The sequence below is a fragment of the Spirosoma validum genome (genome assembly GCF_014699035.1).
Classification (GTDB): Bacteria; Bacteroidota; Bacteroidia; order Cytophagales; family Spirosomataceae; genus Spirosoma; species Spirosoma validum.
In genome coordinates, this window is the sequence record NZ_JACXAA010000012.1 from 115,594 (window position 1) to 137,654 (window position 22,061).

The 22,061-nt window shown below is 48.0% G+C and carries 24 protein-coding genes; 11 read left to right on the plus strand and 13 right to left on the minus strand.

The genetic code is table 11. The annotated features are described in order from the left end of the window. Positions 1–40: 40 nt before the first annotated feature. From IC230_RS26135 to rsmH, 4 genes are all read right to left on the minus strand, one after another. Positions 41–1,582, minus strand: coding sequence for a YifB family Mg chelatase-like AAA ATPase (locus IC230_RS26135; RefSeq protein WP_191042022.1), 1,542 nt, complete (start codon positions 1,580–1,582; stop codon positions 41–43). A 113-nt stretch (positions 1,583–1,695) separates the two neighbouring features. After that, positions 1,696–2,040, minus strand: coding sequence for a hypothetical protein (locus tag IC230_RS26140; RefSeq protein WP_191042023.1), 345 nt, complete (start codon positions 2,038–2,040; stop codon positions 1,696–1,698). Beyond that, positions 2,019–2,474 (minus strand): hypothetical protein, encoded by a 456-nt coding sequence (locus IC230_RS26145; protein ID WP_191042024.1) that lies wholly within the window; start codon positions 2,472–2,474, stop codon positions 2,019–2,021. The genes IC230_RS26140 and IC230_RS26145 overlap by 22 nt, the downstream gene beginning before the upstream one ends. Positions 2,475–2,622: 148 nt before the next feature. Further along, a complete protein-coding gene (rsmH, locus tag IC230_RS26150) occupies positions 2,623–3,528 on the minus strand; it encodes a 16S rRNA (cytosine(1402)-N(4))-methyltransferase RsmH (RefSeq protein WP_191042025.1) in 906 nt (301 codons plus the stop codon). A gap of 84 nt (positions 3,529–3,612) precedes the next feature. Between rsmH and IC230_RS26155 the strand changes: the two genes are divergently transcribed. From IC230_RS26155 to IC230_RS26170, 4 genes are all read left to right on the plus strand, one after another. Next, a complete protein-coding gene (locus IC230_RS26155) occupies positions 3,613–4,866 on the plus strand; it encodes a redoxin family protein (protein ID WP_191042026.1) in 1,254 nt (417 codons plus the stop codon). 81 nt (positions 4,867–4,947) lie between these two features. Beyond that, positions 4,948–5,418, plus strand: a complete 471-nt coding sequence (locus IC230_RS26160) for a MarR family winged helix-turn-helix transcriptional regulator (protein WP_191042027.1) — start codon at positions 4,948–4,950, stop codon at positions 5,416–5,418. 13 nt (positions 5,419–5,431) lie between these two features. Then, complete coding sequence (locus tag IC230_RS26165; RefSeq protein WP_223860853.1) at positions 5,432–6,022, plus strand: nucleotidyltransferase; 591 nt, start codon at positions 5,432–5,434, stop codon at positions 6,020–6,022. Positions 6,023–6,032: 10 nt separating this feature from the next. Further along, positions 6,033–8,486, plus strand: coding sequence for a 3-hydroxyacyl-CoA dehydrogenase/enoyl-CoA hydratase family protein (locus tag IC230_RS26170; protein WP_191042028.1), 2,454 nt, complete (start codon positions 6,033–6,035; stop codon positions 8,484–8,486). A gap of 60 nt (positions 8,487–8,546) precedes the next feature. Here IC230_RS26170 and IC230_RS26175 read toward each other — a convergent pair whose 3' ends face one another. After that, the gene (locus tag IC230_RS26175; RefSeq protein ID WP_223860854.1) at positions 8,547–9,695 is read right to left on the minus strand and encodes a hypothetical protein; all 1,149 of its coding nucleotides are present in this window, start codon (positions 9,693–9,695) and stop codon (positions 8,547–8,549) included. Positions 9,696–9,756: 61 nt separating this feature from the next. Between IC230_RS26175 and IC230_RS26180 the strand changes: the two genes are divergently transcribed. Further along, positions 9,757–10,425 carry a DUF1345 domain-containing protein gene (locus tag IC230_RS26180; RefSeq protein WP_191042029.1) on the plus strand — a complete coding sequence of 223 codons (669 nt, stop codon included), beginning with the start codon at positions 9,757–9,759 and terminating at the stop codon, positions 10,423–10,425. Positions 10,426–10,434: 9 nt separating this feature from the next. Here the strand turns inward: IC230_RS26180 and IC230_RS26185 are convergent, their stop codons facing one another. From IC230_RS26185 to IC230_RS26200, 4 genes are all read right to left on the minus strand, one after another. Further along, complete coding sequence (locus tag IC230_RS26185; RefSeq protein WP_191042030.1) at positions 10,435–10,620, minus strand: hypothetical protein; 186 nt, start codon at positions 10,618–10,620, stop codon at positions 10,435–10,437. After that, entirely contained in the window at positions 10,577–11,041 is a 465-nt protein-coding gene (locus IC230_RS34850; protein ID WP_191042139.1) for a PIN domain-containing protein, read from the minus strand. The genes IC230_RS26185 and IC230_RS34850 overlap by 44 nt, the downstream gene beginning before the upstream one ends. 144 nt (positions 11,042–11,185) lie before the next feature. Beyond that, a complete protein-coding gene (locus tag IC230_RS26195; protein ID WP_191042031.1) occupies positions 11,186–11,431 on the minus strand; it encodes a hypothetical protein in 246 nt (81 codons plus the stop codon). Positions 11,432–11,481: 50 nt separating this feature from the next. Beyond that, positions 11,482–12,717 carry a nucleoside recognition domain-containing protein gene (locus tag IC230_RS26200; protein WP_191042032.1) on the minus strand — a complete coding sequence of 412 codons (1,236 nt, stop codon included), beginning with the start codon at positions 12,715–12,717 and terminating at the stop codon, positions 11,482–11,484. 132 nt (positions 12,718–12,849) lie between these two features. Here IC230_RS26200 and IC230_RS26205 point away from each other — a divergent pair, with 132 nt between their 5' ends. Further along, complete coding sequence (locus IC230_RS26205) at positions 12,850–13,533, plus strand: M15 family metallopeptidase (RefSeq protein ID WP_191042033.1); 684 nt, start codon at positions 12,850–12,852, stop codon at positions 13,531–13,533. An 11-nt stretch (positions 13,534–13,544) separates the two neighbouring features. Here the strand turns inward: IC230_RS26205 and IC230_RS26210 are convergent, their stop codons facing one another. From IC230_RS26210 to panC, 3 genes are read right to left on the minus strand one after another with little or no spacing between them, the layout of a single operon-like run. Continuing rightward, entirely contained in the window at positions 13,545–14,051 is a 507-nt protein-coding gene (locus IC230_RS26210; RefSeq protein WP_191042034.1) for a DUF6169 family protein, read from the minus strand. Next, entirely contained in the window at positions 14,026–14,199 is a 174-nt protein-coding gene (locus tag IC230_RS26215) for a hypothetical protein (protein WP_191042035.1), read from the minus strand. The genes IC230_RS26210 and IC230_RS26215 overlap by 26 nt, the downstream gene beginning before the upstream one ends. 49 nt (positions 14,200–14,248) lie before the next feature. Next, the gene (panC, locus tag IC230_RS26220; protein ID WP_191042036.1) at positions 14,249–15,088 is read right to left on the minus strand and encodes a pantoate--beta-alanine ligase; all 840 of its coding nucleotides are present in this window, start codon (positions 15,086–15,088) and stop codon (positions 14,249–14,251) included. Positions 15,089–15,225: 137 nt separating this feature from the next. On the opposite strand from panC, the gene IC230_RS26225 reads away from it, so the two are divergent. The 5 genes from IC230_RS26225 (at position 15,226) to IC230_RS26245 (ending at position 20,941) form a co-directional block, all read left to right on the plus strand. Beyond that, entirely contained in the window at positions 15,226–16,032 is an 807-nt protein-coding gene (locus IC230_RS26225) for a glycogen/starch synthase (protein ID WP_191042037.1), read from the plus strand. Between the two features lie 182 nt (positions 16,033–16,214). Further along, entirely contained in the window at positions 16,215–18,053 is a 1,839-nt protein-coding gene (glmS, locus tag IC230_RS26230) for a glutamine--fructose-6-phosphate transaminase (isomerizing) (protein WP_191042038.1), read from the plus strand. 29 nt (positions 18,054–18,082) lie between these two features. Then, positions 18,083–19,273: a DmpA family aminopeptidase gene (locus IC230_RS26235; protein WP_191042039.1), complete on the plus strand. Its 1,191-nt coding sequence runs from the start codon at positions 18,083–18,085 to the stop codon at positions 19,271–19,273. A 160-nt stretch (positions 19,274–19,433) separates the two neighbouring features. Beyond that, positions 19,434–20,141 (plus strand): GIN domain-containing protein, encoded by a 708-nt coding sequence (locus tag IC230_RS26240; RefSeq protein WP_223860855.1) that lies wholly within the window; start codon positions 19,434–19,436, stop codon positions 20,139–20,141. Positions 20,142–20,368: 227 nt separating this feature from the next. Further along, complete coding sequence (locus IC230_RS26245; RefSeq protein WP_191042041.1) at positions 20,369–20,941, plus strand: DUF2911 domain-containing protein; 573 nt, start codon at positions 20,369–20,371, stop codon at positions 20,939–20,941. A gap of 7 nt (positions 20,942–20,948) precedes the next feature. Here the strand turns inward: IC230_RS26245 and IC230_RS26250 are convergent, their stop codons facing one another. Continuing rightward, positions 20,949–22,055: an ABC transporter ATP-binding protein gene (locus tag IC230_RS26250; protein ID WP_191042042.1), complete on the minus strand. Its 1,107-nt coding sequence runs from the start codon at positions 22,053–22,055 to the stop codon at positions 20,949–20,951. Positions 22,056–22,061 lie beyond the last annotated feature (6 nt).

Below are 22,061 nucleotides of genomic sequence, written 5' to 3' on the forward strand. Positions count from 1 at the left end.
ATAACTACCGGCTTCTTTTTCCCAAAAATCGTCAAGCGTATTACCCCGCCCAACTTTCCCGGTCCAGACTCCGGTACTGAATGGCTTCGGCAAGGTGTTCAATTTTGATCTCCTCGCTGGCGGCTAAATCGGCAATGGTACGTGCCACTTTCAGAATTCGGTCATACGCACGGGCCGAGAGACCCAGCCGTTCCATTGCCGTCCTAAGCAAGGCCCGCCCCGCATCGTTAATGACACAAACTTCTTTCACCATCTGAGACGGCATCATGGCATTGGAATAAATCCCCGGTTTATCGGCGAAACGGGTGGTTTGGATTTCGCGGGCACGTATCACCCGCTCCCGAATCGCTTCGCTGGTTTCCGCAGGGCGATTGGCAGTCATCTGATCGAACGAGACGGGCGTAACTTCTACGTGCAGATCAATCCGGTCGAGCAGTGGGCCACTGACTTTGGCAAGGTATTTCTGCACGACCCCCGGCCCGCAAACGCACTCTTTTTCGGGATGGTTGTAATAGCCGCAGGGACAGGGATTCATACTGGCAATGAGCATAAAACTAGCCGGAAATTCCACAGCCCATTTTGCCCGGGAAATGCTAACTTTACGATCTTCGAGCGGTTGCCGCATCACCTCCAGCGCCGACCGTTTGAACTCGGGCAACTCATCCAGAAACAACACGCCATTGTGCGCCAGGGAGATTTCGCCCGGCTGCGGAAAACTACCTCCACCGACTAAAGCCGCATCGGAAATTGTGTGATGGGGTGACCTATAGGGTCGGGTTGCCATCAAATTTGCCCGCGCGCCAAGCTTCCCAGCGACCGAATGAATCTTTGTTGTCTCCAACGCTTCCTGCAAAGTGAGCGGTGGAAGTATACTAGGTAAGCGTTTGGCCAACATGGTTTTACCCGCGCCGGGAGGCCCAATCATAATGACGTTGTGGCCACCCGCAGCCGCAATTTCCATCGCGCGTTTGATGTTCTCCTGCCCCTGCACATGCGAGAAATCAGCATCATACGCGTTGATCTGGCTCATGAACAGATCCCGTGTATCACTCGACAGCGGTTCAATATCTTTCTTGCCTTCAAAAAACTCAACGGCGTCCTGCATGGTCGCTACACCAATGACGTCTAACTGATTGACAATGGCCGCTTCCTGGGCATTCTCCGCGGGCAAAATAAATCCTTTATAACCCTGCTTCCGGGCTTCAATGGCAATGGGTAACACACCTTTGATCGGACGTAACGTACCGTCGAGAGCCAACTCACCCATAATTACGTAATCTTCCAGATTACGCTTCGTCGTGATCTGTTCAGAAGCTTGTAATACGCAAAGAGCAATCGGCAAATCGTAAGCTGTCCCTTCTTTGCGAATATCAGCGGGAGCAAGATTCACAACGACCTTCTGGCGTGGCATGCGAAAACCAAAGAACTTCAGCGACGCTTCAACGCGCTGTTCGCTTTCCTTAACGGCGCTGTCGGGCAGTCCAACTAAATGAAAATGTAATCCCTGCGCAACAACGACTTCAATGGTAATAATACTGGCATTAACGCCATAAACGGCCGCACCAAAGGTTTTGGCTAACATAGTATACAAGTAAACGGTTAAGGGCAATACGTATCAAAACTACGTAGCGAATGAGCAATTAAAAACCGACCACTGAAAAATGAGGTCGGTTTATCAAGTTAACATAGTTCTAATCAGGCATGAGCCGGTTCGATGATGGGTGTAATTAAATACGTTTCATCACCTATTTCCTGTTCGATACGATTCATTGCTTCAATCGGACTACCGAATGCCCAAATCATATTGATATGTCTACGGATTTCCGGATCTACTTTTGGCGTAACTAATTCACGCACTTTTTTTACCTGTTCTCCTATAGACAAGTTTTTAAACGTTGGTGAGCTAACAACAACAATGAATGATTGGGCTTTAAAGATTAATTGGGGAGGAATTAAATAAACGCTTTCGATAGGGGTTCCCTCTCGATCAATTTCTTCAAAAACGTTCCGTAATTGCTTTACCAGTGAGGCCTTATCCATTGCAAAAAAATGTTGACTGAATCAATAAAACTCTGCACCGCTGCCTGCTCTTTTCTTACTGAGGTTTCATAGCGGTATTGTTCTGTCCAGGATAACGTGCGAATGATCGTCCAGGCATCGCCAAGTGGAATATCCGCCGTAATTGCTGTTTCCAATTTAAAGTACAAACCCGACAATACCAACAGAGTTCCGTAGTCATGGGTTTTAAACTTCTGGACAATATCATCCTTTACTTTTGCTCCATGCGCTTTTGATGAATACGTATCGAAAAAATCATCAATATTTAATGTCTTGCAAATAGCAGACTTCAGCGCGCATTCAACAGCATAACCCGCCAGATAAAAGGCACCGTCAGGATAGTTTTGGGTTAAAAGTATATTGGCCTCATCAAGACGTAGTACAGCCAATTCCTGAAATTCAATACGTTTGGGCACAGTGGGTTGTAGGTTACTGTGCATTAGACGTCGGATGCCGTAAAAGTAGCGTGGACCGCTGGTCCGCGTAGCCGTAGGCTATCCTTTGCAAAGTATATACAATTAAAACTACAACTTAGCCTACGGCTACGCGGACCAGCGGTCCACGCTACAGTTTCTCCGCAATCCGGAGTTTAGCGCTTCTGGCACGGGGATTGCGAGCGATCTCGTCAGGCGTAGCTTCAATGGGTTTGCGCGTTACAGATTGAAGTGGTTTCAGATCATTACCAAATAAATCTTTTTCAACTTCGCCCTGAAATTTGCCTTTGTTGATGAAGTTTTTCACTAACCGATCCTCGAGCGAGTGATACGACATGACAACTAACCGACCGCCTGGTTTCAAAATATCCGGCACCTGCTCCAGAAACTCCTCCAGCGCCTGCAATTCTTCGTTCACTTCGATACGTAACGCCTGGAAAACCTGCGCGAAATACTTGTTTTCTTTGCCGCGTGGCGCGAAACGCTGTAAGGCCGCCTTCAGATCATTCACGGTTTTGAGTTGTCGGTTCGAGCGGGCCGACACAAGGGCGCTGGCAGCTGTTCGGGCGTTGGTGATTTCGCCGTACATACCCAGAATTCGGTGCAGATCGGCTTCCGAATATTCATTGACAACCTGAGCGGCTGTACGGTCGGCGTTCTGATTCATGCGCATATCCAGATCCGCATCGAAGCGGGTCGAGAAGCCGCGCTCGGGCGTGTCGATCTGATGCGACGAAATACCTAAATCAGCCAGAATACCATCCACTTGCTCAGCTTTATAGAGCCGCAGATAGCGTTTGATATTTCGGAAATTAGACGCAACGAATGTCAGACGCGAATCACCAATAGCCTGGGCATTCACTTTTGCATCGGCATCCTGATCAAAACCAAATAATCGCCCTCCATCCAACTGATTCAAAATTTCGCGACTGTGCCCTCCCCCACCGAACGTAATGTCGACATACGTACCGCCGGGTTGTAGATTTAGCCCGTTGATGCAGGCTTGTAGTAAAACAGGTTCGTGGTAATTACTCATTCAGAAACTAACCGGCTTTAGCGGTCGTTAAGTTGGGCATTGAAGCTCTGTTATTATACAACCTGCATTCAGCGCCTGTCAAACATGAAAAAGCTCCTTCCTCTGGTAGCCATTACGTTACTGTTACTGCCAACAGCCTGTTCCAGTCAATCGTCACCTGTTTCGGTAAAACCCGGTCAGTATCGGGCTGTGCTGAAAACACGCGGGGGCGAATTGCCCTTCGGTCTGGATATTCAGCCAAATCCGAACGATCCCAAAACATACACCGTCTTTGCCCTGAATGGCAACGAGCGACTACCGATGGACGCAGCCACCATACAGGGCGACTCACTACGTATTCCTATGAGCTTGTTCGAGTCGGAATTAGTTGCAAAGATAGACGGTAATCTGCTCCGGGGCGTATGGCGTCGGCGTCGAATTGCACAATCGTCTCAGACCCTACCGTTTGAAGCGCAGCATGGCCTGACTTATCGGTTTACGCCGAACGGCAAGCCCGCATCGGCCGATCTGACGGGTAAATGGGCGACTGATTTTGGCAGTAAAACCAGCAAAGTCGATACGGTCAACGCCGTTGGTGTATTTAACCAGAAAGGCAATCGCCTGAGTGGTACGTTCCTGACACCCACCGGCGACTACCGCTATCTGGATGGCAACGTAGTGGGCGACAGTCTTTTCCTGTCCTGCTTCGACGGTTCACACGTTTATTTATTCAAAGCCAAACATGATCCGGCCACGAAAACGCTAACCGGTGGGCTCTGGGCGGGCATTGCAGGCTACGAATCCTGGGTGGCCCATTTTGATCCAAAAGCCGAACTACCCGATCCGGCGAAATTGACTTATCTGAAACCTGGATCGAAAACGCTTAACTTCTCCTTTCCGGAAACAAACGGCAAAAACGTTTCGCTTTCCGATCCTCGTTTCAAAAACAAAGTTACTATCGTTCAGATTATGGGCTCGTGGTGCCCGAACTGCATGGACGAAACCAATTTCATGAGTCCGTGGTACAAAAAGAATAAACAGCGGGGCGTTGAAATCGTCGGATTATCGTTTGAGCGTTCACCCGAAATGGCGGTATCGGGTCCGAAGATTGATCGGATGAAACAACGCTTTCAGATTGATTACCCGGTTGTGTTAGCGGGTACGAATGATAAAGCACAGGCGTCTAAAGCGCTGCCGGATTTAAATGCCGTCGTTGCTTTTCCAACCACGCTGTTCATCGACAAAAAAGGGCAGGTTCGTCATATTCACACGGGTTTCTCCGGACCTGGCACCGGCAAATATTACGATCAGTACGTAGAGGAATTTAATCGACTGGTAGATAAACTGCTGGCGGAGTAGCCAAACTATTATGCATGCATACTATTTTTCCAAAAAATTGTCGAGCTTTACGTGCTGAAGTTGATCAGGACAACATCGACCATGAAAAAGGAAAAAACCGTTGATTTTCACATAAAATGGGGTTGGCATGCCATCTCGCGCATGTACAACGCCTACGCGGCTCGCTTCGACATCACGATGGCGATTGGCTACGTATTGCTGAACATCGACCTCGACGAAGGCACCCCCGCCACGAAAATCGGGCCACTGCTGGGTATGGAACCTCGTTCGCTGGTACGGATGCTAAAGAGTCTGGAAGAGCGCGGACTGATACGTCGGGAAGTGGATGGCAATGATAAACGGTTTGTGCGCATTTATCTGACAGACGAAGGAAAGGCCAAACGCGAAATGGCGCGCGATGGCGTACTTCAGTTCAATAACATGGTTCGCGAGAAGATTCCCCTCGATAAATTAGTTGTCTTCTTCGATGTGATTAAGGAAATCAACAAAATGGTGGAAGAAGAAAACGCCCGCATCAAAGCCGCCGAGCCCGAAGAGTTACCATTGGATTAACCATACAGAAGTCATGCCTATCACCGTTGAAAATCTCTCAGAGAATCGCTTGAAGGCATTTACTCGGCTGATGAATATGGCGTCGAAGTTATATCACGCTAATCCCAAAAATCCACCCAAACCCATGAATATTGCCGATGACGATGTGCAGAATTTATTGGAAAGCCTGAATCGGCACAATGTTCAATTTTTGCTGGTAGGTGGCATGGCAGGCGTCGTACATGGGCACATCCGAACGACGCAGGACATGGATTTATGGCTGAAATCAGATCAACAGAATAAAGCTAATCTGGTTCTGGCCCTGGAAGAAAACGACGTAGCAGGCGCATCTTACTTAAAAAATGTTCCCTTAATCTTCGGTTGGACATCAGTTGCGGTCGGGAAGTACGGTTTTACGCTTGATATGGGTTATCAGTTGAAAGCTTTCCGCGATGTTGATTTTGATGACTGTTATACACGGGCTCTTGACGTAACGTTCGATGGCATATCGTTTAAGGTTATTCAGCTAAATGATTTGATTAAGGAAAAACTGGCAACTGGTCGTCCGAAAGATATTAGCGACGCCGACGAGTTAATTAAGATAAAAGAAAGGAACGAGGATTGAATTCAAAACCATGGAAGCTACCTTAGAAAAACCCAAAACCTCCCAAACGAAAAATCGTACGATCCGGCGCGTAGCTGTGTTAGGCTCAGGCATTATGGGCTCGCGTATTGCCGCCCACTTTGCCAATATCGGTGTCGACGTACTGCTGTTAGATATCGTCCCGAAAGAGCCAAATGCTGCCGAACAGGCGAAAGGGCTGACCGTTGAAAATCCAGCGGTACGTAATCGGATCGTTAATGATGCGTTCCAGACGATGCTTAAAGCGAGTCCGGCATCACTTTACAGCCCGAAGATTGCGGAGCGGGTCAAACTGGGAAATTTCGATGATAATCTGAAGGAGATTGGCACTTACGATTGGGTGATTGAGGTTGTCGTCGAACGGCTGGACATCAAACGATCCGTTTACGAACGTGTTGAACAATTCCGCAAACCCGGTACGCTCATTACGTCGAACACGTCGGGGATTCCGATGCATCTGCTGGCCGAAGGACGTAGCGAAGATTTCCGCCGGAATTTCTGCGGGACCCACTTCTTCAATCCACCACGCTATCTGCGCCTGCTCGAAATCATTCCCGGCCCTGACACTGATGCGGCCGTCATTGATTTTTTGATGCAGTACGGCGATTTGTTTCTTGGGAAAACTACCGTTTTATGCAAAGACACGCCCGGCTTCATTGCGAATCGATTAGGCATTCAGTCGTTGATTCAGACAATTCGGGTAGCTGAAGAACTGGGATTGACCGTCGAAGAAGTTGATAAACTCACCGGCCCGGTTGTTGGCCGTCCAAAATCTGGTACGTTCCGACTATCGGACGTAGTAGGTCTGGATACTACCGTCAATGTAGCGGGTAATCTCGTTAAGATAGAACACGACGAATCGCGGGCATCGTTCGAATTGCCGGAGTCGGTGAAAAAATTGATGGAAAACAAATGGCTCGGCGATAAAACCGGTCAGGGATATTACAAGAAAACGAAGGACGAAAAAGGTCAGACGCTGATTCTAGCGCTCGATCTGAAAACGTTTGAGTATAAGCCTTCTCAGAAAGTCAAATTCGCTACGTTAGAAAGTACGAAGGCGATTGATAATCTGAGAAAACGCTTCCCAGTGCTGATTGCCGGAAAAGACAAAGCGGGTGAGTTTTACCGAAAAACATTCGCCGATGGCTTCCGCTACGCTACGTATCGCATTCCCGAAATTTCAGACGAACTATACCGGATCGATGCCGCCATTACAGCTGGGTTCGGCTGGCAAATGGGCCTGTTCGAAACCTGGGATGCCATTGGCGTTAAGCAAGGCGTCGAACTAATTGAATCGCTCGGTCAGAAACCCGCCCAATGGGTGTATGAGATGCTCGATGCCGGTTTTGATTCATTCTATAAAGTCGAGAACGGCAAGCGGAAATACTACGACATTCCGACGAAGAGTTATAAGGCAATTCCCGGTACGGAAGTGTTCATCATTCTGGAAAACCTCCGTGGCGACGGACCGTCGAATAATATTGTCTGGAAAAATTCGGACGCTAATATTTACGATCTCGGCGATGGCATTCTAAACGTCGAATTCCGGAGTAAGATGAACACTTTCGGGCAGGGTGTTTCAGAAGCACTGATGAAAGGAATTTCGCTGGCCGAAAAAGACTTCCGGGGTTTGGTCGTTGGTAACGATTCGACGGATGCGTTCTCGGCTGGGGCCAACCTGGCTACGTTGTTCATGTTTGCCGTTGAGCAGGAGTTCGATGAAGTAAACCTGATGATTGCTCAGTTTCAGAAACTCATCACGCGACTACGGTACTCCTCCATTCCGGTTATTGTTGCCCCCCATACGCTGACGCTTGGTGGTGGCTGCGAAGCCGTTTTGCACGCCGACCGCGTAGTGGCTCATGCAGAGAGCTACATCGGTCTGGTCGAAGTAGGCGTTGGTCTGATTCCGGCGGGTGGTGGTACTAAAGAAATGGCGGCCCGTGCTTCGGATTTGTACCAAACTGGTGATCCGGAGTTAAACATTTTGCAAAGCGCATTCATGAACATCGCTACAGCGAAAGTATCAACATCAGCGCAGGAAGCCCGCGAAATGAATTACCTCCGCTCAACCGACCAGATTGTGCTGAACCGGAGCCGTTTGCTGGCCGAAGCGAAACAAGCGGCTATTGAACTGGCCGACAATGGTTACACACAGCCTAAACCCCGTACGGATATCAAAGTACAGGGAAAAACCGGTATCGCGCTTTTCAAAGCGGGTATTACGGCCATGCGGATGGGCAACTACATTTCGGACCACGACGTAAAAATTGCCGACAAACTGGCCTACGTCATCTGTGGTGGTGATTTAAGCAGTCCACAGAACGTATCAGAGCAGTATCTGCTTGATCTGGAACGTGAAGCTTTCCTTTCGCTAACAGGCGAAAAGAAAACCCTGGAACGTATTCAGAGCTTGCTAACGGGCGGCAAACCACTACGGAATTAATGGTATCACGGACTTTAGTCCGTAGACGTATCATTGTACGGACTAAAGTCCGTGATACCATTAAAAATCGAAAAACGAAAGATCATCTGGTTTCTGGATGCGGTACGTTTTCAACCATTTCTTCAATAAACCTGGGTCAGCAAACGCTTTTACGTCGGATTTGATTTGTTTGATGTCCCGCTTCATTTGGGCGATGTCACTGTTGAGACTAAACTCCAGGGCAATCGGCGAACTGACCGCAAAGGATGGTCTGCCCGTCATGGCCGCCAGTTCATTTTGTAACGTAAAGAATTCGTTGTCCAGCTCTTCAGATTGCTGTTTCAGGATCTTATTATAGTACTTGAGCTGCTCTTCGGCCAGATTTTCGAGGTGTGTCTGGTCGATGTGCTCAAATTCGAGTTGCAAACGTAACAAGGCCAGCAAATCGCTTTTTTCGTAGGCGTCCGTTACGCGATGCATCACCTCAGTTTTACGCTGTTTCTCGGCCTCGTCCGGCTCACGGTCAGGGTGAAAGGCTTTTACTAAATCCATATACAACGTCCGTACGGCCTTCGTAATGTTACGTTCGTCAACCTGTTTTTTCGCTTCCCGGGCCTGTTGTTTTTCCGATTTAGGCTTCTTATTACGTTGTTCAGTGGCCTGTTGCTGACGTTCGGCTTCGGCGCTTTCCCGTTGCGCCAGTTGCTCCTGCACGTAGGCCGTCATTTTCTGCGGATCGCTGAGATCAACAGTCTCATCAAACTGAATGCCGAACATATTGCTCATCATCTCCTTCATCAGATCGGCGGTTAGCTCGTCCGATTCCGTATTTGTCTTGTCAAATCCATTCGTGTCGTATTTATCATAAATGGGTTTGAGGTCATCGATACCGTATTGATCAATTAACTCAAACGCTACGTTCAAAATAAGATCAGCCAGTTTTTTCTTCTCGGTTTTCGAGAAATCCTTATTCTCGTAGGCCCGATCGAATACGCGTACCATATCGGCTCTGTACTGAGCATATTGTTCAACTAAAGGTCGATAATCCCGTTGTATACGTAGTTGAATGTGCTGGGTGGCCTCGCGCAGATCGTGTAACTCGCTGCTTAGTTTTTCTATTTTTCGGATGAGCCGGTTAAACTCTTTCTGCGACTTCGACAGAATGGCTTTCTCCTTCGGCGTACCAATCTGGACAACCTGATGTTGAGACGGTTTGGTTATAAGACTCATCGTAGCTGAAATCGTACAGTTATGGTTATCTATGCAGTACGTTACGTTTTATATCAGAATCATGTTCTCTGCTTTACTTCGCAAAATTAGCCATTTCGATTCCAATCACCGGTTGACCATTGCGCTCCTTGTTGCCACGCTGACTTTTTTTGTAGTACCTGCCCCATTTTTTACGTCAATTCACCTGACAATTGTCTGGATTGCGTTCGCGTCAACGGTATTGTTACTGGCCTGGGTGACTATTTTTATTGCCCATCCCCGCGATCTGCCCAGCCTGTCGCGGATGGAAGACTCAAGCCGGACGTTAATTCTGGTATTTGCTATTGCCGCAGCAATGGCCAGTTTATTTGCCGTGATTGATCTGCTCGGATCGACTAACAAGCAGGACCCAAACCAGCCGCAGCACGTTCTGTTAGCAGCGCTGGCGGTTATCAGTGCCTGGAGTTTAGTTCATACGGTTTTCACGCTCCGATACGCTCACCTGTACTACGGTAATGATGAAAAACAGAAGAAACGGCCCGGTGGACTTGATTTCCCACACGAAGAGGAACCCGATTTTCTCGACTTCGCTTATTTCTCGTTTGTCATCGGTATGACCAGTCAGGTATCTGACGTAGCGATTGGATCGAAAATTATGCGTCGAACAGCACTGGCGCATGGTGTGCTCTCGTTTGCTTTCAACGCCATTATCGTCGCTCTAACAATCAGCGGGCTATCCGGCTTGATCTAAGTAGATTGGTTAGTTTCCAGAACGACGATTTGTGGCCCCATTTTGCCGCTTCGCTTTTTCGGCCTGCTCACGTTCGTATTCGTCACGCTGGCGTTTATCGGAGAGGAGATTTCGGTAAAGGCCATTTAATACGTAGATATCATCTACTTCGTCAATCAGTCGATGGAGATGTTCGCGGACTTGGGTAATGTTCATTCGGTTGATTAGTTGAGTCAGGTTCGTCAAGTTGGCGGAATAATTCCTCCAATGTAATGATATTCTTAAAGCTCTTTGTGCGCAAACCATCGGCTAGAGGTTTATCACGAGTAAGCAAAGGTATATCCAGTTGTATTGACAAGGCAACGTAATCGGTATCTTTTGGATCAATATCACGGCACAACATAAACGCCTGATAATAACTCTGCGTACTAGTCAGCAAATTTGGTACAACGGTAACCCGTTCAAACACAGTTAAAACAAATTGTTGAAACTTGTCTGGCAGCAGCTTAGTACGTTGGCTAATAACTTCCTGATGTAATTGGAGTTCCTCAAATACAAAATCCGTTGTGAAAATTCGATTGTCGGCAAGAAACTTCAGATGAGTGTCCCGACCACTAATCAGAAAACTAAACAGGATATTAGATTAGCATCAATAACGAATTCGCGAGAGCGAAGTGATGGAATCATAGGCAGAGCAAGAATTAAAACGACCTATTTAAAGTCGTTATTCCGACGGGCCAGTAGCCGGAAGTGTGCGTGTCAAAGGCAATCAAAAGAGAAATTACTCAAAAGCCTCGGGTGGAAGTTTATCTTCAATTGTGTATTTGTATTTATCCCAAGCCCTCTGACGAACTTCCTCTGAAATTTCTTCCAAAGAGATATTTGCGTCATTCAAGGATTTTTTAATTTCCTGCGCTTCCACACTTAATTCCTCCCAGGCCAAAAGTCGTTCAAGTCGTTCTATTAACGCCTGAGTACCATATCGGGCAAGTGTCTTATCGCTGACCTGTATTTGAATCGTTGACATATCTGCTTTCCTTTCTTTACCAAATATAACAGCTACTCCAACGTTTTTGGTCAGTGAAAAAAGAAATACCCGAGTGCAATACCAGCGATTACACCAACGAAATCAGCGAACAGGCCATACGGAATGGCATACCGTGAATTACGGATACCAACCGAACCGAAATATAACGCTACGATATAAAACGTTGTATCAGCCGATCCCTGAAAGATACAGACCAATCTCCCCACGAACGAATCGGGTCCAAATTGTTTCATGGAGTCGATCATCAGCGCACGCGCTCCGGCACCACTCAGGGGCTTCATAAGCGCAACGGGCAGGGCGTCGGTAAAATCGGTATTCATGCCTGTTAATGCAAACAGATATTTTAATCCTCCAACGAGATAGTCCATAGCGCCCGCATTTCGGAAGGCACCGATAGCAACCAGCATACCAACGAGATAAGGAATAATTTTTACGGTTGTTTCAAAACCTCCCTTTGCGCCTTCAATAAAGGTTTCAAAAATCGGCACTTTCCGACGTAACGCGCCTAACAGAAAGGAAACGACAATAGTCAGCAGAATCAGATTACCTGTTACCTTCGAAATTATTTCGATCTCTTCTTTCGGCTTACCCGACAAAAACCACAAAGCCAGTCCAAGTAACGTTGTGATACCTCCCAGCCAACCTAGTACGGTGGTATTTATTAAGTTTATCCGTTGCTTAATTCCAACCGCTATTAAGGCAATCACAGTCGTTACGTAGGTGCCGATTACACACGGAATAAACACGTCGGATGGGTCTTTTGCGCCCAGAATGGCCCGTTGTGCCATGATACTGAGCGGGATAATCTGTAGTCCCGATGTATGCAGCACCAGGAACATAATCTGAGCATTGGAAGCCGATTCTTTGTTGGGATTCAATTCCTGTAGACTAGCCATCGCCCGCAATCCGAAAGGCGTTGCAGCGTTATCCAGACCCAGCATATTCGCCGAAAAATTCATGATCATCTGCCCGTTCGCCGGATGGTTTCTCGGTACTTCCGGAAAGAGTTTATTGAAAAAAGGACCAATGACGCGCGCCATCAGATTAATAGCGCCAGCTTTTTCTCCCACATTGAGCAATCCCAAAAAAAACGTCATCACACCCGCCAGCGGCAAGGCAATATCCATGACGGCCACCTTCGATGATTCAAACAAACCTTCGACAATGATTTTAAAAATTTCGGTATCACCCAGAAAAATCAACTTGGCGAGCGCCACCAAAAACGCAATAACAAAGAAAGCAACCCAGATGTAGTTTAGTGCCATCGTTCACAAAGAGTGAAAGAGCGAATGAGCGAAAGAGTGAAGCTACCTCGCTACTATTTGCGCTTGTCAGTTTAGAAATCCCGTAAGTTTACGCGAACATTCGTCTCAAACCAATTTTCTGTAAACGTAGTAATGCACTTTATCTCTGTTTTCCTGACTGTTTTTTCGCTTATTTACTCCTTCGCTCTTTCGCTCTCAGCCCAGCCCAAAGTCGAGCAGGTTATGATCAAGCAAGGTTTGGTTGACGTACAGAAAGTAGACCCCAGTATTCTGGTTGAACTCAAATATTCGACGACCGACAATTTCATTGGTAAAGATGTGTACGATGATCTGACCCGGGCGTATATGCAACCGATGGCCGCTCAGAAGCTTGCTGCGGCCAGCAAGTACCTACAAGCACATCATCCCGATCTGCGATTACTTGTTTATGATGCAGCGCGGCCCCGTTCGGCTCAATGGAAACTCTGGAACGCTCTCCCTAATATGTCGGAAAACGAGCGTCAGAAATACGTAGCAGACCCACGAAAAGGCTCTATTCATAGTTACGGCTGTGCTGTGGATTTGACGGTTGCCACCAAAGACGGGAAACCATTAGACATGGGCACGAAATACGATTTCTTTGGTAAACTAGCGTACCCGTCTCAGGAAGATGAATTATTGAAGTCGGGCAAACTAACGCAACAGCAAATCGACAATCGCCACATTTTGCGGACCGCCATGCGACAGGGTGGCTTCAGCCCGATTGAATTTGAGTGGTGGCATTTCAACGCCCTCTCCCGGGCAAAAGCAAAAATGGTCTTTCGAATTGTGGACTGATAAGTATAATATTACTTATCTGGGTCATACTGCTGTGCAAGCACGTCAAACTCGTCGATGATGATATGGCGGTCTGGATGATTACGTCGAAAAATGAGCGAGATGTAATAAGTCAGACCGTTCGTATCGGGAAACTGAATATCTAATTTTAAGAATTTTGACGTGGTAAACTCCCGGAACCAGGCATCGAACTTACGAACACGAGCCAGATGACGGGCATCGGCCGTTTCACAGATATACAGTAGAATCCGTTCTTTATTGGCGAAGAAATCCCGACAAATAGCAAGAACAGTTGGGCCAATCGCGGGATCTGCCCGAAGCTTGTCCGCTGTAGGACGATAGACTAATTCAATGACTAACTCATAAACTTGTTCTCCCAGTTTAGGGAAGTTCACAAATAGATAAGGCGTTGGTTTAAACTTAACTTGGTAGGTAACTTCATTAGTGGTCTCGAATACGTAAGAGTTGGACGCGCCACCAACGTATTCAAATTCATAAGGACTTTGATTCAGATTCATAAGTACGTTGCTTCAACCGAGCAATAGCATTTTGCACTTCCGGGTCAGTCTCAAAAGACTCCCGCATCTGCCGTTTCGTTTCCCGCTTTTCAGCAGCCAGCCGACGTAGTAAGGCAATGGTTTTGTTAGGAGTTTCTTCTGTGTTCATTGGTTTCATAGTCTTGGTTCGTTACTTCTGTAAAGATAATCGTTACTTATCAAAACACCAGATTGTCAATCAGCCTGACTTTGCCTAAATGAGCCGCCAGACAAATAGCCGTTTGACCGGGCGCCAGCACTTCACTAGCAATCTGAAGCGTATCAGCATTGACAATTTCGACGTATTCTAACCGAAAATGAGGTCTGTCGTTTATAAAATCAGCGACAGCCGCTTTCGCCCGATCTACGTCGTATCCCTCAGCCAGGAGTTCACGACCCAGCGTTAATGCCTGAAACAACGTAGTGGCCTGCTCACGCTCGTCGGACGTAAGGTTACGGTTACGCGACGACATAGCCAGACCATCAGCTTCGCGTACAGTTGGACAACGTATCAACTCAACCGGAAAACTCAGGTCACGGATGAGTCGGCGGATGACAGCGACCTGCTGTAAATCTTTCTGACCAAAATAAGCCCGATCGGGCTGGACGATGTTAAAGAGTTTAGCCACTACAATCCCGACGCCATTGAAATGCCCCGGCCGGAACGCACCTTCCATAGTGGTTTCCAACTCGCCAAAGTTTAGCCGAAGCGTGACAGGTTCAGGATACATTTCTTCTACGGATGGAGCAAAAATCACATCACAGCCAGCCGCTTCAAGTTTCCGGGTATCTTCTTGCAGTGTCCGAGGGTAGCGGGCAAGATCATCCGCATTATTGAATTGAGTGGGATTGACGAAGACGCTGCTCACCACTACGTCGTTCTCCTGTTTCGCTTTTTCGATAAGCGTTATGTGCCCTTCATGCAGGGCACCCATGGTCGGAACAAGGCCGATTTTTTGCGTTGGACGGACTGTATTTACGTATTGACGAAGGCTGATAATCGTGTCAAAAAGCTGCATAACGTTTCTATTTTTTTCAGGCTGCAATGATACGAGTTGAGTATCTTTTTTCAGGCAAAATGTATTGAAATATGGAAAAAATTTGCTTAATTTTGCAAGTTTTTTGATTCACTCAGACAACACACGTTCCCTTACTTATGAGCAAATTACGAATCCTGTACGTAGCCAGCGAGATCAACCCTTTTTTAAAAACTTCTGATGTAGCTGACTTCGTCCGCAAGCTGCCACAGGCAATGCAAGAGCGGGGGATGGAAATCCGAATTCTGGTGCCGCGTTTCGGTCTGATTAATGAACGCAAAAACCGGTTGCACGAAGTAGTAAGGTTATCGGGTATTAATATTGCCGTAGGCGATGATGAGAAGCCGCTGATTATCAAGGTAGCTTCAATTCCAACCGCTAAATTACAGGTCTATTTCATTGACAATGAAGACTATTTCCAACGAAAATACGTCTTCCACGACAAAGAGAACCGGTTCTACGACGACAACGATGAACGGGCTATTTTCTTCTGCAAAGGAGTGCTTGAAACCGTTAAGAAACTGGGTTGGGCGCCCGATATCGTTCACTGTAACGACTGGATGACCGCGCTGATTCCGTTGTACCTGAAAACAACCTACAAAAACGACCCAATGTTTAAAGACACGAAGTCAGTTTTCACGGTTTACAACAATTCATTTGAGCACCGGTTCGAAGGTGACATCATCGAGAAAGCCCGCATGATGGACATTGACGATGAGATGCTGGCTGAATTAAAAACAGCTGATTTTCAAGGATTTATCCGTATTGGTTCTACGTATGCCGATGCTGTTGTTCGGGCCGACGAAGAGTCCAGCGAAAGCCTGAACGCTATTTTAACTGACCTGCCTGAGCACAAATTTGAAGCCGTTGACGATGAGGATGTAACAGATCGTTACTACAATCTTTACACACAGTTGGCGGGATGACGTAACGTTTACCTTACTTATTCGATGTGTATGGGCATCGGAAACGTTCAATACGTAGACCAGTCGTTAGATCGACGTAGCAAAAAGCCGGAATGTCCGGCTTTTTGCGTTTACTTTACTTCCGAAAATAGCTGGTCCAGCAGATTACAATTCATTGTACGACCAAAACTAACAACTGACTTATGTGCGGCATCGTAGCGTATGTTGGGCACCGTGAAGCGTGTCCATTAGTCATAAAAGGATTAAAACGGCTCGAATATCGGGGGTACGACAGCGCCGGGGTTGCTCTCATGAACGGCCAGGGTCTGCGAGTCTATAAGAAAAAAGGCAAAGTAGTTGCTTTGGAGCATGAACTCGATGGCAAGGACACACACGCAACCATTGGAATGGGGCATACGCGCTGGGCCACGCACGGTGAGCCGAACGACGTAAATGCACACCCGCATTACTCATTCCATCGCAAGCTGGCTATCATCCACAACGGTATCATTGAGAATTATGCGGCCATCAAACAGGCACTTCTAAAAAAAGGGCATACGTTCACCAGCGAAACCGACACCGAAGTTTTAGGGCAGTTTATTGAGGACATCTGGGAAAACCAAGGGGGTACGTTAGAGAATGCCGTCCGGTTGGCGTTACAGGAAGTTGTCGGTGCCTACGCTATCGTGATTATGAACGAAGCTGATCCTACACAATTGATTGCCGCCCGTAAAGGCTCGCCCCTGGTAATTGGCGTTGGTGAGAACGAGTTTTTTCTGGCATCCGACGCTACGCCGATTGTGGAATACACGAAAGACGTAATCTACCTGAACGATTACGAAGTTGCGGTTATCAAAGATGGTACGTTAAAAGTTGTTACGCTCGACAATACAACCACAACACCTTACGTCCACAAAATTGAATTGGAGCTTGAAGCCATTGAGAAAGGTGGTTTTGATCATTTCATGCTCAAGGAAATCTTTGAACAGCCTCGTTCCATTGCTGATTCCATGCGTGGACGGGTCCAAGTTGATGCCGGTACGTTGCAACTCGGCGGTCTGCGCGACTATTTGGACAAACTGGCGAAATCAAAACGTATCGTGATTGTTGGGTGTGGTACGTCCTGGCATGCGGGCCTGGTTGCCGAGTATATTTTTGAAGAACTGGCCCGAATTCCTGTAGAAGTAGAATACGCATCGGAGTTTCGGTATCGGAACCCGATTATTAAAGAGGGCGATATCGTTATTGCCATTTCGCAATCGGGGGAAACGGCCGATACGTTGGCCGCTATTGAACTGGCGAAGTCGAAGGGAGCTACCATTTTCGGCGTTTGCAACGTAGTGGGTTCATCCATAGCGCGGGCTACGCATGCGGGTGCTTATACGCACGCGGGACCCGAAATTGGCGTGGCCAGTACGAAGGCGTTCACGGCACAGGTAACCGTATTGACGCTAATTGCCCTGGCTGCAGCAAAACGTAAAGGCACTATTTCCGATTCACTATTCCGACTATTGCTGGCCGAGCTGGAAAGCATTCCGGCGAAAGTTGAACGAGTATTGCAGGCTGCGGATAAGATTAAGGAAATCGCTTACATCTTCACCTACGCCCGTAATTTTATCTATCTCGGCCGGGGGCTGAATTTTCCCGTTGCACTGGAAGGTGCCTTAAAGCTGAAGGAAATCAGCTACATCCACGCGGAAGGGTATCCAGCCGCCGAAATGAAGCACGGTCCTATTGCCCTCATCGACGAAGATATGCCGGTGGTGGTGATCGCCACGAAAGATTCTTCCTACGAAAAAGTCGTTTCAAATATTCAGGAAGTAAAAGCCCGCAAAGGCCGGGTTATCGCCATTACTACCGAAGGTGATACAGACTTACCGGGTATGGTCGATTTCACGATTGAGATTCCCAAAGTCCATGAAATACTTATGCCGCTGGTATCGGTCGTTCCGCTGCAATTACTAGCCTACGACATCGCTGTGATGCGGGGACGTAACGTGGATCAGCCGAGAAATCTGGCGAAATCGGTGACGGTCGAGTAAAGTCAGGAACACTTCTAACTACAGCTTTCATGCGCACCAGCCTACTAGTTACCTACCTGCTTATTGGCTTTACTCTTCTGGCAGCAGCCCAGTCGAAGCCGCGTGCCCGTGACCTGGATATACCACTTGATGGAATGCCCGGCCCATATAATGCCATCACCGATGTGAAGGGGGTGGAAGTAGGCATGGTAACGCTTATTTCGGGAAACGGTAAATTAGAGGTCGGAAAGGGGCCGGTACGTACGGGCGTAACCGCTATTCTGCCGCGCGGCAAAACCTGCGACCCGGTATTCGCCAATTGGCACACGCTGAACGGAAACGGCGAAATGACGGGCACTACGTGGGTAACGGAATCAGGGTTCCTAGAAACGCCCATTTTGATTACGAATACCCATAGTGTTGGCGTCGTTCGTGATGCGGCTGTTGCCTGGGAAGCCAAAAACAAATTTTACAAAGATCTGGGCAACGATATCTGGTTTTCGTACCCACTTGTCGCCGAAACGTATGACGGTGTACTGAACGACATCAACGGCTTTCATGTCACCAAAGAACACGTCATGCAGGCGCTCGACGGCGCGAAAAGTGGCCCTGTTGCCGAAGGAGCCGTCGGGGGCGGCACGGGGATGATTTGCCTGGGCTTTAAAGGTGGCACTGGAACCGCATCAAGAATCGTGAATGGCTACACAACAGGGGTGCTTGTACAAGCCAATTTTGGCAGTCGGGCGCAGTTGACAATTGCGGGCGTCCCTGTTGGGAAAGCGCTGCTCGATACGTTAGCCTGGCGTATGGATGGCGAACAAATCTATGGCAAACCGAAACCGAAGGAGTCGGGTGAGCGTGGTTCGATCATCGCCATTGTGGCAACCGATGCTCCGTTATTGCCCCACCAATTGAAACGTATCGCCCAACGTGTTTCGCTGGGTATCGGTAAAATGGGCGGTGTCGGCGGCAATAGCTCGGGCGACATTTTTCTGGCGTTTTCAACGGCCAATCCAGGTATTTTCGACCGAAAAGCAAAGACGAAACCGGTGCAGATGTTAACAAACGACCAGATGGACCCGCTCTTTACGGCAACGGCGCAGGCGACTGAAGAAGCGATTCTGAACGCTCTGGTGGCGGCAAAAGACATGACCGGCATCAACGATAACTTTATCCCTGCCTTACCCCACGAGAGCATTCGCAAGGTTTTGAAACAATATAACCGACTGAACAGCAGGTAACTGTCAAGGGCTATATCGAGCCGCACGACCCCTGCCCCCGTACCCAATTCATCCTGCTAATTAGCCGTTCTAACGTATAAAATACTCGTTTGGAATTATACTACGTAGCTTCCCCGACGCTGCCAGCTAAACTTTATGGTCAGAAACAACGAGCATGACCATGAAACAGCAACCTATCTTTTACGCTTTAATAGCCTTTCTCGCCATCTGGATGGAGTCTTGCAACCAGGACCTGGGGCCATATAAGGAAGTCAATCGTACCTATTCACAAACGAATTTCGACCGACTGGATATAGGCAGCGCCTTCCATGTTGACGTGCGGTCAGGCAGTACGTTTGCCATCAATATACGGGGGAATGAAGCCGACGTAAATGATTTGGATCTAAGCGTACACAATGGCGTATTCCACGCTGAGTATCGAGGAACGGGGCGTAGGCAGCGATACGATACGTATTTCACGATCACTATGCCAACGTTACGTGGGGTTAGTTTCTCCAGCGCAGTCCAATCAACGATAACAGGCTTTGCGAATTTGACTGAAGTAGACGTAACGTTATCAGGCGCGTCAAAGGCAAATCTCAATCTTACCGCTACACGCCTTAATACTGATCTGTCGGGTGCGTCATCAGCGGCTATCATCGGAAGTGGCACAACGCTGGCAGGTGAGTTATCGGGAGCCAGTAAGCTGGAAGCCTACGATTTTCCGGTTACGCAGGCTGATCTGGACGTATCGGGTGCCAGCAGCGCAAAGATTCGGGTTCAGGACGCCTTGACCGTAAAAGCCAGTGGAGCCAGCACCGTACGGTACCGTGGTACGCCCCGTATCAATTCAACTCTATCCGGAGCCAGTACGTTATCGCAGGAGTAAGCAACCTACGTAGTTTATATGGAATCTAATTGATTAGGGCCGCTAGTACGTGGCCAATTTACATGTACCAGCGGCCCTTCTTAGCATAGTAATGATCAGCAGCCTATAGAAAGTTAGCTCATTGACGTCTATCTTAGCGTCTCCCTAACCAAACTGCGAGTCACATAGGTCTACAGCAGATGGCGAAATCCACGGGTTTTACAAAAAGTCCTCTTTCTACAAATAGCATGAAAAAAATTAGTCTCCTGTTCGGCTTACTTTGCTTTGCACTTTTTGGCGCCAATGCCCAGACATTTAGAGGTCTGGATAAATCACCAATGGATATAGCTTATTATCCGGATGATTACGCGCACGACCGCAAATTTGCTCCTGCCAAAATCGGCAATGACAAGGCCATGGTTCGGATTACGTATACGCGTCCGGCGAAGAACGGTCGCGAGGTTTTCGGCAAATTAGTGCCTTACGGTAAAGTCTGGCGGGCAGGTGCCAATGAAGCCCCGGAGATAAAATTCTATCAGGATGTTACGATCGGGGGCAAAAAAATACCGGCTGGTAACTACGCCTTATTGACCATTCCAAATGAAAATGAATGGACAATTATCTTAAGTTCCGATCTGGATCAGTGGGGCGCCTATAGCTACAACCAATCGTTAGACGTAGCACGCGTTAATGTACCTGTACAAAAGTCGGACAATGTACTCGAGAATTTTTCGATTCAGTTTGCCAAAAAAGACGCCAAGACTGCGACGATGTACATGGGCTGGGACACAACCGTGGTTGCCTTGCCAATCTCATTATAATACGTTGTCATCGAAGCCGCTCTTCCGTTTGCGCATCAAAGAAGTAGAGTCGGTCGGTATCAAAACCAATTTCGATTACGTCCCCAGGCTGGTAACGAATATCCGACGAGACACGCAGGCAACACGTTTGCCCCGTGAGTGTGAAGTAAACAAAGGTTTCGCTGCCGATGGGCTCAACAACATCGATCGTGATCCGTTGCGGCTCAGTCAGCGATTTACCCGCTGCAAACTGGCAGTCGTGCACATGTTCGGGGCGGAACCCAAAAACGACGTTCTTACCGGCCTGGCCTTCCAACGATTCAGCTTGCGTAGTAGGAATCTGAAATGTAAGTTCCTGATTCGTGAATTGGAACGTACCGTTTTTATTGACCAGTTGGCCACGACTGAAGTTCATGGACGGACTTCCAATAAAACCGGCTACGAAAAGGTTTATCGGATCATAGTAGAGATTCATGGGCGAATCGGCCTGTTGAATGACGCCCGCTTTCATCACCACAATTTTATCGCCCATGGTCATGGCCTCCACCTGATCGTGGGTAACATACACCATGGTCGCGTTGAGTCGCTGATGCAATCGCTTGATTTCCACCCGCATCTGCACCCGTAGTTTAGCATCGAGATTGGAGAGCGGCTCATCAAACAGAAACACTTTCGGCTCGCGCACAATGGCCCGGCCGATCGCTACGCGCTGCCGTTGTCCACCCGACATGGCTTTCGGCTTGCGGTCCAGCAGGTCATTCATGCTCAAAATATCGGCGGCAGCCCGCACGCGCTTGTCAATCTCGGCTTTCGAAAACTTGCGAAGTTTCAGACCAAACGCCATGTTCTCATACACGCTCATGTGCGGATAAAGCGCGTAATTCTGAAACACCATCGCAATGTCGCGGTCTTTGGGCGAGAGGTTATTGATGCGCTGCCCGTCGATCAGTAAGTCTCCCCCAGAAATGTCTTCCAGCCCGGCAATCATCCGTAACAGCGTTGACTTACCACAGCCCGACGGTCCAACCAGCACAACAAACGATTGATCGTCTATGGTTAAATTGGCATTTGGGATGGCGGGTTTTTCTGCACCCGGATACTGTTTAACGAGGTTACGAATTTCTACGGTTGCCATGCATTT

Coding starts and splice junctions, on each gene's coding strand:
- IC230_RS26135 (WP_191042022.1), bottom strand. CDS start 1,582: ATGTTAGCCAAAACCTTTGGTGCGGCCGTTTATGGCGTTAATGCCAGT.
- IC230_RS26140 (WP_191042023.1), bottom strand. CDS start 2,040: ATGGATAAGGCCTCACTGGTAAAGCAATTACGGAACGTTTTTGAAGAA.
- rsmH (WP_191042025.1), bottom strand. CDS start 3,528: ATGAGTAATTACCACGAACCTGTTTTACTACAAGCCTGCATCAACGGG.
- IC230_RS26155 (WP_191042026.1), top strand. CDS start 3,613: ATGAAAAAGCTCCTTCCTCTGGTAGCCATTACGTTACTGTTACTGCCA.
- IC230_RS26160 (WP_191042027.1), top strand. CDS start 4,948: ATGAAAAAGGAAAAAACCGTTGATTTTCACATAAAATGGGGTTGGCAT.
- IC230_RS26165 (WP_223860853.1), top strand. CDS start 5,432: ATGCCTATCACCGTTGAAAATCTCTCAGAGAATCGCTTGAAGGCATTT.
- IC230_RS26170 (WP_191042028.1), top strand. CDS start 6,033: ATGGAAGCTACCTTAGAAAAACCCAAAACCTCCCAAACGAAAAATCGT.
- IC230_RS26175 (WP_223860854.1), bottom strand. CDS start 9,695: ATGAGTCTTATAACCAAACCGTCTCAACATCAGGTTGTCCAGATTGGT.
- IC230_RS26180 (WP_191042029.1), top strand. CDS start 9,757: ATGTTCTCTGCTTTACTTCGCAAAATTAGCCATTTCGATTCCAATCAC.
- IC230_RS26185 (WP_191042030.1), bottom strand. CDS start 10,620: ATGAACATTACCCAAGTCCGCGAACATCTCCATCGACTGATTGACGAA.
- IC230_RS26195 (WP_191042031.1), bottom strand. CDS start 11,431: ATGTCAACGATTCAAATACAGGTCAGCGATAAGACACTTGCCCGATAT.
- IC230_RS26200 (WP_191042032.1), bottom strand. CDS start 12,717: ATGGCACTAAACTACATCTGGGTTGCTTTCTTTGTTATTGCGTTTTTG.
- IC230_RS26205 (WP_191042033.1), top strand. CDS start 12,850: ATGCACTTTATCTCTGTTTTCCTGACTGTTTTTTCGCTTATTTACTCC.
- IC230_RS26210 (WP_191042034.1), bottom strand. CDS start 14,051: ATGAATCTGAATCAAAGTCCTTATGAATTTGAATACGTTGGTGGCGCG.
- IC230_RS26215 (WP_191042035.1), bottom strand. CDS start 14,199: ATGAACACAGAAGAAACTCCTAACAAAACCATTGCCTTACTACGTCGG.
- panC (WP_191042036.1), bottom strand. CDS start 15,088: ATGCAGCTTTTTGACACGATTATCAGCCTTCGTCAATACGTAAATACA.
- IC230_RS26225 (WP_191042037.1), top strand. CDS start 15,226: ATGAGCAAATTACGAATCCTGTACGTAGCCAGCGAGATCAACCCTTTT.
- glmS (WP_191042038.1), top strand. CDS start 16,215: ATGTGCGGCATCGTAGCGTATGTTGGGCACCGTGAAGCGTGTCCATTA.
- IC230_RS26235 (WP_191042039.1), top strand. CDS start 18,083: ATGCGCACCAGCCTACTAGTTACCTACCTGCTTATTGGCTTTACTCTT.
- IC230_RS26240 (WP_223860855.1), top strand. CDS start 19,434: ATGAAACAGCAACCTATCTTTTACGCTTTAATAGCCTTTCTCGCCATC.
- IC230_RS26245 (WP_191042041.1), top strand. CDS start 20,369: ATGAAAAAAATTAGTCTCCTGTTCGGCTTACTTTGCTTTGCACTTTTT.
- IC230_RS26250 (WP_191042042.1), bottom strand. CDS start 22,055: ATGGCAACCGTAGAAATTCGTAACCTCGTTAAACAGTATCCGGGTGCA.